The sequence below is a fragment of the Janthinobacterium silvisoli genome, assembly GCF_014200725.1.
GTDB lineage: Bacteria > Pseudomonadota > Gammaproteobacteria > Burkholderiales > Burkholderiaceae_D > Janthinobacterium.
In genome coordinates this window covers 932,669-946,874 of sequence record NZ_JACHCL010000002.1, presented here as the reverse complement: position 1 = coordinate 946,874, position 14,206 = coordinate 932,669, and the positions used below count along the sequence as shown (strand labels likewise).

The window sequence follows — 14,206 nt, the reverse complement described above, 5'->3', positions numbered from 1 at the left end:
CAGGTTCTCGCCGTTCAAAACCATCGCTTCAGGCGTATCAGCGTTTGCCAGAAGTGGTCGCCATATCTGACAGCCAAGCCTCCACAAGACAGCGGGGAAAAAAGAACAGTCACTATGGATAAGCCCAATGTGGCGTTGGCGTATCCTAAAGACGCAATCCATAAATAAGATGACAAACACCTGGAATTTTCAAGACGCACCGAACACTGCCTGCTACACAACGACCGATGTATTAAATGGCTCCCCAGTCACGTGTGTGTACCATGATTTCGATGGCGACTGGCAATTCCATGCAGCGTCAAATGAAACGACGCCGAGTTCAATCAAGATCGCCTGCCTGTCGGATATGATCAGCAGCCAGGCCTCGCTGGCAGAGCTGTATGACCTTCCATACGGATGGCAGGCGGATTGGAATGATCGCGCGGATAAATGGGAGTATTCCAGGAATAATCCATTTCCTTCGTTTGCAGAGAATGGATATTACCTGGAGGACGCCGTTTGGCTTTCTGAATATTTGGCGGATATACAGCCGCCTCCTGCTGAGATTCGTGACAACCTTGCCGTTGGTATGCTGGTGAAACTGGTTTTTCGATTCGCAGCCGAAGATGCCGATCGTGGTGATGGCCAGTGCGAAAGAATGTGGGTCAACATTACCGCCATTGATGAGGAAAACGATTGTTACGTTGGCGCGCTTGATAATGACCCTCATCATGCTGCAGCTAAATATGGCGATACTGTTGCCTTCCATTCCCTGCATGTGGCTGATTTGTATCGCCAGGAATGACAGAAATGGGGTGTCAAGAGTCCGTTTCAGCCATCTACCTCAGCCAGGACAATCCTGCCGGCTTCATCGGCTCATTGCGTATCCAGGCGGCGGTCTTGTGAATCGCTAAAGTTGAGTGCCAGGCTTCAATGCAAAAAGGCTTATCGCGAACGATAAGCCTTTTCAGTAATTCTGGTTGCGGGGACAGGATTTGAACCTGTGACCTTCGGGTTATGAGCCCGACGAGCTGCCAGACTGCTCCACCCCGCAGGCGAATTATATACCAGTTAGCCGTGTCGCGGGAATGATTTTTGCTAAGCCTGCTGTGGCTGCTTATTTTTGCTGGAAAACCGAGGCTGTTCCTGGGCGGGTAAACGGCGTGCCCATATGAACTTGCTTGCCGCGCAGTTCGTAGGGAATAAAGGTGATCACTGAATAGCCATCGCGATGGTCGAGTGCGACGGCGATCGCGTCCGATGGTTTGCCGGAGGAGGGCAAGGGCACGGTGGCGTCGTAGACGAGGGCGGTGGTTTTGTACTCGCCGTCGGCAGCGCCTTGTACCAGCGACTCTTGCATCAGTTCGATGAGCTCTTTTGGCAGCATCGATACTGCTGTTTTGTCGACAGGCATGAGAATAAACTTATCGTTACTCTTCAGGGCCGCGCCTATCGGGGGAAATGCGCCACGCCGTTCAAGCTGCAGTCTGGCAAAGGGAACGACGAATTCTTGCAGATACTCGGCATCTCTTTGCGCCTGGGATTGGGCTTGCGCTGCAGCAGAAAAGAACAGGCTGACCAGCAGTATGGCATTGAAGAAAGCTTTCAAGGAGTGGCCTATGCATGGTAAAAGTGGCAATTTAACATGCCTGCGCGAAATGAGCCAGAATGAAAAAGCCGCTGATTCCTTTGCAAGAATCAGCGGCTTTTATGTATCTGGTTGCGGGGACAGGATTTGAACCTGTGACCTTCGGGTTATGAGCCCGACGAGCTGCCAGACTGCTCCACCCCGCGTCTGAGACCAAGATTATAGCGCAGTTTGCTGCATTGCGCAATGGCTGGGGATTGTAGCTCCGCTCAAGCGGCTGCCAAACGCCACAATGAAGTTACTTCTTTCGAGCGCGCCGCATGCAGGGTGTCGCTGGCGTCTTGCGCGCGCGGATGCGTGGGCAAGACGTCGTGGCGGTCGACGACTTTCAAGCCAGCTGCCGTGATCCATTCCAGCAACTGCGTGCGTGGGCGCAGGCCCAGGTGCTCGGCCAGGTCGGACAGGATCAGCCAGCCTTCGCCCGCAGGCTCCAGGTGCTCGGCCAGGCCGGCCAGGAAACCGCGCAGCATGCGGCTGTCCGGGTCGTAGACGGCGTATTCGATGGGCGAGCTGGGGCGGGCAGGCAGCCATGGTGGATTACACACGACCAGCGGCGCGCGGCCGGCCGGGAACAAATCGGCCTGGATCACTTCGACCTGGTGACTCAAATCCAGGCGGGCCAGGTTTTCACGGGCGCAGGACAGGGCGCGGGCGTCCTGGTCGGTGGCGACGATGCGGTCGACGCCGCGCTGGGCCAGTACGGCGGCCAGCACGCCGGTGCCGGTGCCGATATCGAAAGCCAGTTTTGTCCGCGCTGGCAAGGGCGTATCGGCTACCAGAGCCACGTATTCGCCGCGGATCGGCGCGAACACGCCATAGTGCGGGTGGATGCGCTGGCCCAGGGCTGGCAATTCCACGCCCGTGCGGCGCCATTCGTGGGCGCCGATCAGGCCCAGCAATTCGCGCAGCGAGGCGATGAACGGTTCCGTGCCACGGCCATAGGCTTCATTGCAAGCCAGTTTCACGTCCGGCGCGCGGCGCAGCGGCACCGTGTAGTCGGCGTCGAAAGGCAGTAGCAGCATGGCCAGGGTGCGGGCGCGCTGGGACTGGGCCTGGCGGTGCAAATGGAACGCTTCGGTGGCCGTTGGTTCAGGCTTGGCCAGCTTGGCGGCCTTGGCCTTTTTGCTGGGCTTGTCGTTTTTATGGTCGGCGCGGCGCGCCAGCGCCTGCAGCAACTGGCGCGCATTCTGGAAGTCGCCGCGCCACAGCATGGCCGTGCCTTCGCAAGCCAGGCGGTACGCCTGGTCGGCCGTCGTGCGGTCGTCGGCGATGACGACGCGCTTCGGTGGCGGCATGCCGCTTTCCGAGCGCCAGCGGGCCGTGTGTTCGGCGCCGTTTTCGCTCCAGTGGATCTGCGGATGGGCGGTATTTGAAGAAGTGTCGGACATGGGATTCAATCGAAAGAAGAGGGCGCGCGGCATGGTCGCCTGCGCAGGCCGTCTTCTATTATACGTGGGCGCTACGTGGCGGCCTACGCCTGGGCCTGTGAGATCGCTGGCGGTGCTGGCTTGTCATCGGCGCCATAGGCAGCCGCTACCGCGCGGGCCTGGGCGTCGGACTTGGTTTCGGACTTGTCTGCCTCGGCTGTCTTGGCCGGTTGCACCAGGTTCAGCAGGCGCAGGGTCAGGCTGCCGGCCTGGTCGCCATCCTTGCTGCTGGCGCTGGCAGTATCTTGATTGCCATGGAAAATATTGCTTTGCAGTTGCTGGCCCAGCAGCTTGAACAGGTCGTTCAAGTTGCCCGCGAAATTGGTGGCGGGCAATTGCTTGGTAGGCAGGGTTGTATCGTCGGGCTTGTCTGTGTCGGGTGCATCGGCCGGCGTTTGCTGCAGGGCGCCCGCGCTGATATTGGACTGGTATTGCACTTCCACTTCAAAATCGAAGGTCTGGCCATCGGCCGTGGTGATCTTGCCCTTGCCGATGAAATGGGCGTTTTCATCGAGGCTGAAAGCGGCCGCCTGGCTGGTGCCGCTGGCGCCCGAAACGCTGGCGGCGCCACTGGAAAAACCCGAGGCCGCCTGCAGATCGACGCTGTCAAAAGAGATGCTGGCGCCATCGCCAAACATCTTTTGCGTCATATTCTTGAGAAAGTCTTGCGCCGCATCGACCGTCGCATTACCCAGCGCATCGGTGCGCTGGGACAGTCCCTTGGCCGACAAGTCCAGGCCATTCTTCGACAGGGCCACCACATCCTGCGTGGTGCGCTGCATCAGTGGCGAACCGGCGAAGTTCGCCAGATTGCTGCCCGCCTTGGGCGCTTGCTGGCCCTGGCCCGCCACGGTATTGGCGGCGTTCTGGCGTGTACCGGGGACGAGGGCGGGGAGTTGGGACATGGTTTATCTTGAATGAGCGAATACCTGATTAACGGCGGCTCTCTCTCATTCTTTAACCATTAGTGATGGTGATGTGTCCAGCTGCCGTCAGCCGACTCCAGGTAAGCCTTGACGGTTTCAGCCTGGCCCGTAGCGTGGCGCTTGACTTCGCCGCACTGGCAAATGCCCTGATAAGGCTGGATATGCGAGCAGGCGGATACTTTTTGCAGGTAAACCTGCATGGATTTGTGACATTTTACGCACTTGAAGGTAAGGCTGCGGGCGGCTTTCATGGGCTTCCTAAAAACGATTGCGGGGCGTGCCGTGGGCAACGCGCGAAGGCGGGGATTTTACCGCACTTGCCGTATCGTTACAGACTGTTGCATCTTCGCTACGGTCCGGTCAACTGAATGGTGGCTGCCACGTTGTGGATACAGGGATGCCGTTTGGCATCGCGATTGCTCTCTATTCTTGAGGTAGCATCATGGAACAGCGTCAGAAACCTGGCAAGGAAATGGTCAGGAAGTGGTTGAAAGCCGAGCTTGAACAGCGCCGTCCGCCGCCCGATCCGGAACAGATCCGGCGCGAGCTGGGCTGGGATATGCTCAGGCTGCAAACGGGCTCTGTGCCGCGCTAGGCTATTCCCGCTATTCCCGTTGTTCCCGCGTCATTGCACCGTCACCACGCTCTTGCCGCCCGAACCGGGGCGCACCAGGATCTTGGTGGCGATGCGTTCCGTCATTTCCTGCACGTGCGAGATGACGCCGACCTTGCGGCCCATCGCTTGCAAGCCGTCGAGCGCATCCATGGCCACGCGCAGGGTTTCCGTGTCCAGGCTGCCGAAACCTTCATCGATGAATAGCGACTCCACGCGCACCCGGTTCGATGACAGGGAAGCGAGGCCGAGCGCCAGGGCCAGCGAGACGAGGAACGATTCGCCGCCCGACAGGGAATGGACGGAGCGCAGCTCGCCGCCCATGTCCTGGTCGCGCACCATCAGGCCCAGTGAAGGATTGTTCGGATTGTCGATGCGTTCCAGCTGGTAGCGCCGCGCCAGATGGTTCAGGTGGGCGTTGGCATAACCGAGCAGCACTTCCAGCGTGAATTGCTGGGCGTAGTTGCGGAATTTCTTGCCATCGGCCGAACCGATCAACTCGTTCAGGCTGGCCCAGCGCCGCTCGATGGCCGCTTGTTCTTCGATCTGTGCCAGCATCGCTTGCGCGCTATGGCGTTTGGCGTCGTCCTGGGCGATGGCCAGGCGCAGCTGGGTCGCCTGCTGGTTCGCTTGCTGGCGTTCAGCCGTCAAGGCATCCAGCGCAGCCTGCAATACATTCACATCCGTTTCCAGCTCGGCCGGCGGCTGTTCCAGGTGGCTAGCCAGTTGCTGGCGGCGTTCGGCCAGCACGGAAACGGCGGCAGTGTGCCGGTGCTCTATCGCTTGTAGCGCCTCGCGCTCGGTGCGCATGGCATCGGCTGAAATCGACAGGCGCTGGCGCAGGCTGGCGATATCGTCGGGCGCGTGGCTGGGATGAGTTAGCTGGAATTGCTGCAGCCAACCTTGCAGCGCGGCCGATGCTGCCAACTCTTGCTGTTGCAGGGCAGTCAGGCGCTGTTCTGCTTGCGCGCTAGCTTCAGCCAGACGGGTTTTTTCCTGGCTGGCTGCCAAGGCCGCCGTTTGCTGTTGTGCCAGCGTGTTTTTTGCTGCCTCGATGGCGGCCGCCAAGCTGGCTTCAACCTCTGCCACAGCCTGGCCATTCCACAGCAGCTTGCGTTCTGCTTGCAGCGCCTTGAGTTGGGTATCGAGCTGGGTAAAGGCTGCGTGCGCGTCCTTGGCAAGCTGCTGCGCCTGTTTGGCGGCAGTCAGCAATCCATCGAGCTGGGTGGCCAAGGTCGTCAGCGCTTGCGCACGCGTTTGCTGTGCCGTTTGCTGCTTGAGCCATTCTTCGCTCTCAAGCTGACGCGCCGCGCGGAAATCGGCAGGGCCTGAACGCCAGTTTTCCTTCCAGTCTTCGGCGCCTTCGGTATCCGTAAAGGCGCCATCGAGTTGGGCCAGCAAGCCATTGAGCGCGCTGCGCGCCGTTTCACCCTTGTCCTTGCTGGCCGCTTGCTGCGCCTGCAGTTGTGCCAATTTGGCTTGCGCCGACGAGAGGGCCGCCGTCAGTCGTGCGTGTTCGGTGGCCGCCTGTTCATGTGCGGCCTGCGCCTGGTCGCGCTGGAGCTGTGCCTGGCGCAGCGCCACCTCCTGCTGGGCCAGCGCCTGCAGGCCCGCCGTATTGGCAGCCAGTTGTTCTGCAAACCAGTCCGTTCGAAGCTCTTCTGCTGGCAGATGCAGGCTGGCCGAATGTGATTGCCACTGCGTCGTCAATTGGGCGATGGTTTCCGGCAGCGCTGCCAGCACCTGCGCGGCGGGCGTTTGCTCGCGCGCATAGCCTTCCAGTGCCGCCTTGTGAGCGGCCAGTTGGGCGATATTGGCGTGCGATTGCGTGCGGCAGGCCTGCACATCGTTGCGCAGGCTGACCAGCATCGCTTGCGAGACAGGGTCTTGATGGCTGTACGGGTGTTCCAGCGCGCCGCAGACGGGGCAGGGCGTATCCTCGGCCAGGTTGGCGCGCAATTGCTCGACGCTGGCGGCGCAGGCCGCTTCGGCGTTTTTCAGCGATTTTTCCGCTTGGAGCAGGGCCGCTTCGATGGCGGGCGTCCTGGCCGTTTCCGCCGTCAGTGCGGCTTGTTCCGCCTGCACTGCGTGCGCCAGTTGCGACACTTTTGCCTGCCACTGTGTCAGTTCCTGCTGCTTGCGTGCCAGTTCATGCCAGTTCTTTTCTGCCGTGCCCAGAATGCGGCCATGGGTTTCCAGCTGGCTGCGCTGCTCTAGCAGCACTGCGCCATCGATGCTTCGCAAGGCCGCCAGCGCCGTTTGCCGCTGCTCTTCGCGTGCGGCCAGGGTGGCGGTGGTTGCTATCAATGCGTCTTGCGCTGACGTGGTTTCTGTCTTGGCCACGTCCAGTAGTTGCTGTGCCTGCAGCTGATTGATGTCGGCCGCATCGGCTTGTGCTGCAGCCTGGCCCGCCTGCGTGAATAACTGCTCCCACAAGGGCCATGACTGTGCCAGCGCAGCCCAGTGCTGGTGGCTATCGAGCCATTGTTTAGCTGCTTCCTGTTCCAGGTTCACACTGCGCTGGCGTTCCTGGAGTGCCAGCAAGCTCGCTTGCGCAGCATCGTTGTCCTGGTCGGCTGCTTGCGCTGTCGTCTTGCCTGCCTCATGTGCCGTCAGGCGGGCGCTGATGCCGGCGTCCAGCGCCTTGGCCTGATCCAGCAGGGGCGCTGCCTCGCGCTGCGCAGTTTCTTGCGCCTGTAAATGACTGACAGCTTGGAGCGCTTGGCTAGCCGCCAGTTCCTGGCTGGTTTGCGCCTGTGCCGCCTGCTGGCGCGCCGTTTCCAGGGTCACGCTGGCGCTGGCGATATCGCTGCTTAACCTGGTCGCATTGTCGACCAGCGGACGGGACGGTTGCAGTAATTCCCATTGGGCCAGGGCCGCGTGGCGCTCCTGTGCCGCCTGGCGTTCTGTTGCCGAGGTTTCCAGCGCCTGCTGCGCCGCCACGATCTGCTGTTGCAGCTTCTGTGTCTCCTGATGCCAGCGCTGTTGCTGTTCCAGCACAGTCTTGCGCAAGTCCAGGGTGTGCAGGGCTGTTTCGGCGGTCGCGGCCTGCGCTTCCGTTTCTGCCCGTTCTTCCGGCGACAAGGGCCTTTGGTCGGCCAGCTTTTCCGCCAGCCGCTCCAGGACCAGTTTTTCCTTCTTGGCCCGCTCGAAGGCGCGCACGGAGATATCGGAATAGATGGTGCTGCCTGTCAGCGTTTCGAGCAATTCTCCCCGTTCATTGTCTTCCGTTTTCAAAAAGGTGGAAAACTCGTTTTGCGCCAGCAGCACGGCGCGCGTGAACTGTTCAAAAGACAGGCCGATGCGTTTTTCGATTTCTTCCTTGACCTCCGTCTTGGTGCCGCCAACGGCTTGCATCTCTGGTAACTTGTGCAAGCTCATGGCGGTCGCCTGCAGCGCGCCTTCGGCCTTGCTGCGCGAACGGCGCACGCTCCAGCGGGCGCGGTAGTGGGCGCCGTCATTGCCGACGAAATCGACTTGCGCATGGCCTTCGGGCGTACCCCGGCGCAGCAGGGTGCGCGTATCCTGGGCATTGACGGTTTCCTTGCCCACGTCGGGCAGGGCGCTGCTGCGGCCCGCCACTTTCAGCAAGCGTGGCGTGGCGTCATACAGGGCCAGGCACAGGGTGTCGAGCAAGGTGCTCTTGCCGGCGCCCGTTGGGCCGCTGATGGCGAACAAGCCGCTGGAGACCAGCGGCTCCTGTTCGAAGTCCACTTCAAATTCGCCAGCCAGCGAGGCCAGGTTCTTACCGCTGATTTTCAGGATTTTCATGCAGGATTATTCTGTGCAGTTTATTCTGTGTTGGAGACTTCAAGCGGACGGTAGTAGCAATTCAGCCAGCGCCGACAGCTGTTCGGGCGGCGCTTCCTTGCCGTATTTTTGCTGGTACAGGCGGCGGAAAATCTCATCGGGCTGCAGCTGGTTCAATTGGTCCAGGGTCATGTTTTCCGGCGCGCTGCTGCGCGCGGCGCTCGATGTTTCGATCTTCGCCAGGCGCACGGCCTTGCCGTCGAGCGCTGTTTCGATGCGCGTACGCAGGCCCGGTTCGGGCGCGTCCAGGCGCACGCGCACTTCCAGGAAAGGGCGCGCTTCCGCTGCGGTTTCGGCTACGTCCAGTGCGGCCAGCTGGGCCAGCACGTCATCGATGGGCGCCGGCTTGGCCGGCACGCGCAGCAGCGGCACGGCGCGTGGAATGTCGATGCTCCGCACTTCGCGCAAGGTCTCGCCATCGAGATCGATGCACAGCACCTGGTGGCGGTAGCCCACTTCGGCAAACGACAGCGGAATCGGGCTGCCGCTGTAGCGGATATGCGCTTGCTTGCCCACGCTTTGCGCCAGGTGCAGATGGCCCAGCGCGGCATAGGCGATGGACGCGTCAAATATCCCCGACGGCAGCATTTCCGTGCCGCCGATAACGATGCGGCGCTCGGAATCGTTGGACATCTCGCCGCCCACCATATGACAGTGGCCCATGGCGACAATCGCCTGGCCAGGCTGGCGCCGCGCCAGCGCCAGGTCCGTCAACTGGCGGTACAGCAGGGCGATGCCGCCGAGGTAAGGATCTTGTCCACTGTCGCTGGCGATCTTCGGTACGTCGCCGGGCCGCAGGAAGGGCACGGCCAGGCACCAGGCTTGCACTGTGCCATCGCTGCCGGTGAGTGGCAGCAGCAGCCGTTCCAGGTCGATATGGCCAGCGTCGTCGCGCAGAATATGGCCGATCACGTGTGTGCCATGCGCCGCCAGCAGCGGTCCCGGTGCTTCCAGCCGCCCGGCCGAATCGTGGTTGCCGGCGATGACGACCAGTTGCAGTGCGGGCAGGCGCATGCGCGCCTGCTGCAGGAAAACGTAAAGCTGCTTTTGCGAGGCCGAGGAAGGATTGGCATTGTCGAACACGTCGCCCGCCACCAGCAGCACGTCGACCTGTTCGGCCACGAGGGTGTCGAGCAGCCAGTCCAGGAAGCACTGGTGCTCGTAGCCCCGCTCATAGTTATGCAGAGTCTGGCCCAGATGCCAGTCGGAAGTATGCAGCAGGCGCATGATAAGGAACTTGCAAGAGATGAAACAGGCGTCAATATAGCTGAAAAAACGGCTGGATTGATATGGTTTGATTGACACTGCGTAAAACCTGTTCATCGGCAAGGGCTTAAATTGACCAGTCCGGTGACCAGGCCAGCTAACCTAAAAGGCCCGCCATGAACGATATGCAAGGCAGCGATCCCGATAGTCCATTCCATGCGACCGTCGACCTGGTGGTCGGCAAGGCGGCCGGCACGACCTGTTTCAGCCATCGCCTGCAAGACTGTTTGCAACAGATGCCGTCGTCGGGCGTCATCATCTTCGTGCACGGCGTCAATTCCGATGGCGAGTGGTACCGGGCGGCCGAAGCAGGCTTGTGCACCGGCTTGAACACGCGTTTGAAGCGCTGCGACGAGCACCTGTGCCACCCCTCGCCGCAAGCCGGGCAACTCACGCCAGTGGGGTATCGCGATGAATTGAACGATGACGGCTATGTCGATCCCGACTACACGGCCAGCACTTTTATCCAGGAACAAGCCCATTTTTCGCCCGTGATCCGGTTCCGCTGGGGCTAAAAGGCCAGCGATATGGAACTGCAGGACTATGGCGACTCCATCTACCTGAACGAATACGATTACTGGGGCGGCGGGCCGTTTGCGAATGTGGCGCTGGCGATAGCCCATGCCAACCACGTAGGTGGTTCCGTACTGGTGGCGGGCGCCAGTGAAGCGCAACAGGTGACGGCGCTGGTGGTAGCGCCGCCGGCCGTGGTCCGTCCCATCGACCACGACAAACCCTGGTTCCGCGCACGCGGTGGCAACACTGTCTTCCTGCCATGGTGGGGACTGCGCTACGATGCGCGGCCGGGCTCGCAGGGCTACTCGCGCTGGTGCCGACGTGTCCGCATGGTTTATCCGTCGACCATGGTCCCGGCCCGATAGGTATTGCGCCCATCCTGCTTGGCCTGGTACAGCAGCACGTCGGCCCGCTGTAGCAGTGCGGCGGGGCTGATGTCTTCATCGCGGTAGAAGGCCAGGCCGATGCTGGCCGAGATGTGGACCACGACGCCATCGAGATCGAAGGGCTGGCGCATGGCCGTGACGATTTTTTCAGCCAGCATGGCGGCGTCGTGCGGCCGGTTGATATGTTCCATGATGATGGTGAATTCGTCGCCGCCCAGTCGGGCGATGAAGTCGGTGGCGCGCATGGTGTGGGTCAGGCGCTGGGCAAAGGCGCGCAGCAGGGCGTCGCCGGTGCCGTGGCCGTAGGTATCGTTGACGGGCTTGAAGCGGTCGATATCCATGTACATAACGGCCATCAATCGGCCTTGCTGGCGGCTTTCGTGCATGGCGTCGCTGAGCTTTTGCGTAAAGCCGGCGCGGTTGGACAGGCCGGTCAGGGTATCGACCTGGGCCAGTTTCAGCAGGCGCTGTTTTTCGCGTTTCTGCACGGTGATATCCTGGCGCATCACGTGAAATCCCACCACGTGCAGGTTATCTTCGCCGATCTGCGGGATATAGATCACTTCCATGCAGCGCTCCAGGCCATCCTTCAGGTCTTCTTCCTCGAAACTGAGGGTTTCGCCGCGCAGCACGCGCTCGATATACGGCAGCACGATGCGGTAGCGTACCGGGCCGATGGTGTCGATCACGCTCTTGCCCAGTACCTGCATGCCGCTCAGGTCGAACTCGCGTTCATAGGCGATGTTCAGGAAGCGGTAGATCTGGTCGGCATCGACGTAGGCGATCATGGCCGGCAGCGTGTCGGCGATGGTGCGCAGGCGCGATTCGCTTTCCAGTAGCGCCACTTCCGATTCGCGCAAGGTGGTGATGTCATCGAGGCTGCCCACATAGCCTTCGATCTGGCCATCGATGAGGATGGGAGCGATCTTCACGGAGACCCACACCAGCTTGCCGTCGCGGTGCAGGCAGCGCAAGGTGGACTGGAAGGGCGCATGGTCGTGGCGCAGCCGTTCCAGCGCCACGTGCATTTGCGGGTAATCGTCTGGATGCAGGGCGCTGGTCCAGCCAGCCCCCAGCGCGGCGGCGCGCGGCAGGCCGGTGATGGCCTCGAAGGTACGGTTGACATAGGTGCAGCGGCGCTGGCGGTCCAGGCGCACCAGGCCCAGTGGTGACGCGTCGGTGACGGCAGCCAGTTCGGCCTGGTTCTGGCGCAGTTCCATTTCTTGCTGGCGGCGCTGCGAAATATCTTCGGCGATGCACAGGATGTATTCAGTCTGCTGGCGCTCGTCGAACACCGGCACTGAAACCACATGCAGATGGCGCAGGCTGCCATCGGCCAGGCGCAGCGGCTTTTCCGGGTGGTCGATGACGCGGCGTTCGGCCAGGATAGTGAGATCGTCCTGGCCATCGTGCAAGCCGAAATCGGGCGGGAAGGCGGCGCTGTCGGTCTTGCCGAGCACGTCATCGGCCAGGTAGCCGGTGACCTGCTCCGCCGCCTTGTTCCACACCACCATCTGGCCGAAATTTTCAGGCCGGGCGCTTTTCACGTAGACCAGCACCGGCAAGTGCTCGATCAGCGATTGCAGGAAGCTGCGCTTGCCTTGCACTTCCAGTTCGTCGTGTTTGCGTTCGCTGATATCGCGCGAGGTGACGGCCACGCCGTCGCTGATCGGCACGATCTGGTAGCGCAGCCAGCGCGAGCCGCCCGATGGCTGCTTCAGTTCGAATTCGTCCTCCAGCGGCTGGCCCGTTTCCATCACCAGCACGAAGCGCCGAAAAAAGCGCTCGCCGCGCAGCAGCGGCACCAGGCGCAGCGCGCGCTGCCCCAGTAGTTCCGGGCGCGGCTTGCCCAGCATCCCGGCGGCGCTCTCATTGACGTCGGCAAAGATGAAATCTTCCACCGGCTTGCCCGGGGCCTGGCGCCAGGCTTTGAGCAGCAGCACCGCGTCGAGGCTGCCCTGATGCGCCGCCCGCAAAAGCGCCTGAGCCTCCTTGGCCTGGCGGATGCTGCGCCGCAGGCGCTCGCTCTGCCGGTTCAGCAAGAAGGTAAAGACGGTGATCAGCAGGCTGGCGCCGACCAGTATGCCGAAATACACGCGCCGGCGATGTTCAAAATGGCTGAGGGCAGCGTCGCGGCTGACGCCCACCACGGCCAGCAGCGGGTAGCGCGGCAATTCGCGGTAGCTGTAGATGCGCTGCGTCTTGTCGATGGCGGGGGTGATCAATAATTCGTCTGGCGCATGCGTGGGCGGTCCCGGCATGCGGAAATCGATGCGGTCGCTGACCACCACCTGCTCGCCGACGCGGCCCACAGTCAGGCCATTGTCGCGCGCCACCAGCATCAGGGCGCCATTTTCATCGAGATCGAGGCGGTCGTAATCATCGACGAAATAGGTGGGATCGACCAGGATGATGATGGCGCCCGCAAAACGGCCCTGTCCATCGTTCAGGCGGCGCGCCAGGCGTATTGTCCATTTTTTCGTCGCTACATCGAGCGTGGGGGTATCGACCAGCGCCGTGTCGACCGGATTGGCCACCAGCGCCTTGAAAAGCGCTTGCCCGGCCAGGTGTTCCGGCATGTACGCATGCACGCTGTCGATCACGGCGCCCGATGCGTCGACCAGGGCGATCGGCAGTTCCAGCTTCGATGGCAGCACACTGTCGAGCAGGCCCAGGCGGCGCGTGAATTCGTTCAGGCGCAGGGTCGCGCCCGATTCTTCGTACTTAAGCTTGAACAGCTGCGTGGCGTGGTCGGCCTGGCGCAGGATATAGCCCGTATGGTCGGCCAGGGTGCGCGCCAGCGACTGGCTGCTGGCCACGGCGTCCTTGACGGCGCTGGTCCGCTCCTGGCCCACCTGGTAAATGACGGCGCTCCAGATCACGATCAGCAAACTCAGCGCGAACAGGGGCAGACTGAGGCGATACAGGCGGTGGGCAAAACGTTGCAGGGGTCTCGTGGTCGATATCACGTGCGCTTCAAGAGTCATTGAAAGGGGCGGCGTGGCGCGGATTATAGAGCCTGCAGCCTGGAATCGCTTGTGCGGGGTTGGCCCCTGTTATGGGCGTTATTTTGCGTTAAATCAAACATGGATGGCGCTGCGCACGTAAAAAAAGTCCTCCGGCCCAGTATTCGGGTCTATCAGAGGCAGGCGGCGTGGCAAAAATAGTACAACGGCAGCCCCATCATCATTAAAATGAGGGCTTCTTCCTTCCATATTGAAAGTTGTCATGCAGAGCAAAAAACCTGATGCAGCCAGGCTCGACAAGATCGTCGCCGAAGCGCGCCGTGCCGCCGACCAGCGCGAAAACGGCTACCGCGAGCGTTCGCTTAAGATGTATCCGTGGGTGTGTGGCCGCTGCACGCGTGAATTCACGCACGCCAACGTGCAGCAGCTGACCGTGCATCACCGCGACCATAATCACGATAACAACCCGCCCGATGGCAGCAACTGGGAACTGCTGTGCCTGTATTGCCACGACAATGAGCACTCGCGCTACCTGGAGGCGGACCGTGGCGCCGGCCTGCTGTCGGCCGAAGTGGCGCCCGCCACGCATAATCCGTTTGCGGCGCTGGCAGGGTTGATCAAAAAGAAAGACTGAATCGACAGGGCGCGATAGCCGGGGCTGCTTAAAAA

12 protein-coding genes and 2 tRNA genes are annotated in these 14,206 nt (G+C 61.5%); 5 read left to right on the top strand and 9 right to left on the bottom strand.

All coding sequences use genetic code 11. The annotated features are described in order from the left end of the window. Window positions 1–169 precede the first annotated feature (169 nt). Window positions 170–784, top strand: coding sequence for a hypothetical protein (locus HDE75_RS14400; RefSeq protein WP_183677028.1), 615 nt, complete (start codon window positions 170–172; stop codon window positions 782–784). A gap of 172 nt (window positions 785–956) precedes the next feature. Here HDE75_RS14400 and HDE75_RS14395 read toward each other — a convergent pair. The 6 genes from HDE75_RS14395 to HDE75_RS14370 form a co-directional block, all read right to left on the bottom strand. Next, window positions 957–1,033, bottom strand: a tRNA-Met gene (locus HDE75_RS14395). Window positions 1,034–1,096: 63 nt separating this feature from the next. Then, a complete protein-coding gene (locus HDE75_RS14390; protein ID WP_183677029.1) occupies window positions 1,097–1,588 on the bottom strand; it encodes a hypothetical protein in 492 nt (163 codons plus the stop codon). Window positions 1,589–1,696: 108 nt separating this feature from the next. Then, a tRNA-Met gene (locus tag HDE75_RS14385) sits at window positions 1,697–1,773 on the bottom strand. A gap of 63 nt (window positions 1,774–1,836) precedes the next feature. After that, window positions 1,837–3,015, bottom strand: a complete 1,179-nt coding sequence (locus HDE75_RS14380) for a methyltransferase (protein ID WP_183677030.1) — start codon at window positions 3,013–3,015, stop codon at window positions 1,837–1,839. An 83-nt stretch (window positions 3,016–3,098) separates the two neighbouring features. Beyond that, window positions 3,099–3,959 (bottom strand): hypothetical protein, encoded by an 861-nt coding sequence (locus HDE75_RS14375; protein WP_183677031.1) that lies wholly within the window; start codon window positions 3,957–3,959, stop codon window positions 3,099–3,101. Between the two features lie 59 nt (window positions 3,960–4,018). Further along, window positions 4,019–4,231, bottom strand: coding sequence for a hypothetical protein (locus tag HDE75_RS14370; RefSeq protein ID WP_183677032.1), 213 nt, complete (start codon window positions 4,229–4,231; stop codon window positions 4,019–4,021). Between the two features lie 191 nt (window positions 4,232–4,422). Between HDE75_RS14370 and HDE75_RS14365 the strand changes: the two genes are divergently transcribed. After that, window positions 4,423–4,575 (top strand): hypothetical protein, encoded by a 153-nt coding sequence (locus tag HDE75_RS14365; RefSeq protein WP_183677033.1) that lies wholly within the window; start codon window positions 4,423–4,425, stop codon window positions 4,573–4,575. 30 nt (window positions 4,576–4,605) lie between these two features. Here HDE75_RS14365 and HDE75_RS14360 read toward each other — a convergent pair whose 3' ends face one another. Next, window positions 4,606–8,364, bottom strand: a complete 3,759-nt coding sequence (locus tag HDE75_RS14360) for an AAA family ATPase (RefSeq protein ID WP_183677034.1) — start codon at window positions 8,362–8,364, stop codon at window positions 4,606–4,608. Window positions 8,365–8,403: 39 nt separating this feature from the next. Further along, window positions 8,404–9,630, bottom strand: a complete 1,227-nt coding sequence (locus tag HDE75_RS14355) for an exonuclease SbcCD subunit D C-terminal domain-containing protein (RefSeq protein WP_183677035.1) — start codon at window positions 9,628–9,630, stop codon at window positions 8,404–8,406. 155 nt (window positions 9,631–9,785) lie between these two features. Between HDE75_RS14355 and HDE75_RS14350 the strand changes: the two genes are divergently transcribed. Continuing rightward, window positions 9,786–10,184, top strand: a complete 399-nt coding sequence (locus HDE75_RS14350; RefSeq protein ID WP_183677036.1) for a T6SS effector phospholipase Tle3 domain-containing protein — start codon at window positions 9,786–9,788, stop codon at window positions 10,182–10,184. 12 nt (window positions 10,185–10,196) lie between these two features. After that, window positions 10,197–10,550 (top strand): hypothetical protein, encoded by a 354-nt coding sequence (locus HDE75_RS14345; RefSeq protein ID WP_183677037.1) that lies wholly within the window; start codon window positions 10,197–10,199, stop codon window positions 10,548–10,550. Here HDE75_RS14345 and HDE75_RS14340 read toward each other — a convergent pair. Next, on the bottom strand, window positions 10,520–13,540 hold the full coding sequence (locus HDE75_RS14340; protein ID WP_311735115.1) for a PAS domain S-box protein: 3,021 nt from the start codon (window positions 13,538–13,540) through the stop codon (window positions 10,520–10,522). The two genes, HDE75_RS14345 and HDE75_RS14340, sit on opposite strands and share 31 nt — an antisense overlap. 259 nt (window positions 13,541–13,799) lie before the next feature. Here HDE75_RS14340 and HDE75_RS14335 point away from each other — a divergent pair, with 259 nt between their 5' ends. Beyond that, on the top strand, window positions 13,800–14,171 hold the full coding sequence (locus tag HDE75_RS14335; RefSeq protein WP_183677038.1) for a YajD family HNH nuclease: 372 nt from the start codon (window positions 13,800–13,802) through the stop codon (window positions 14,169–14,171). Window positions 14,172–14,206 lie beyond the last annotated feature (35 nt).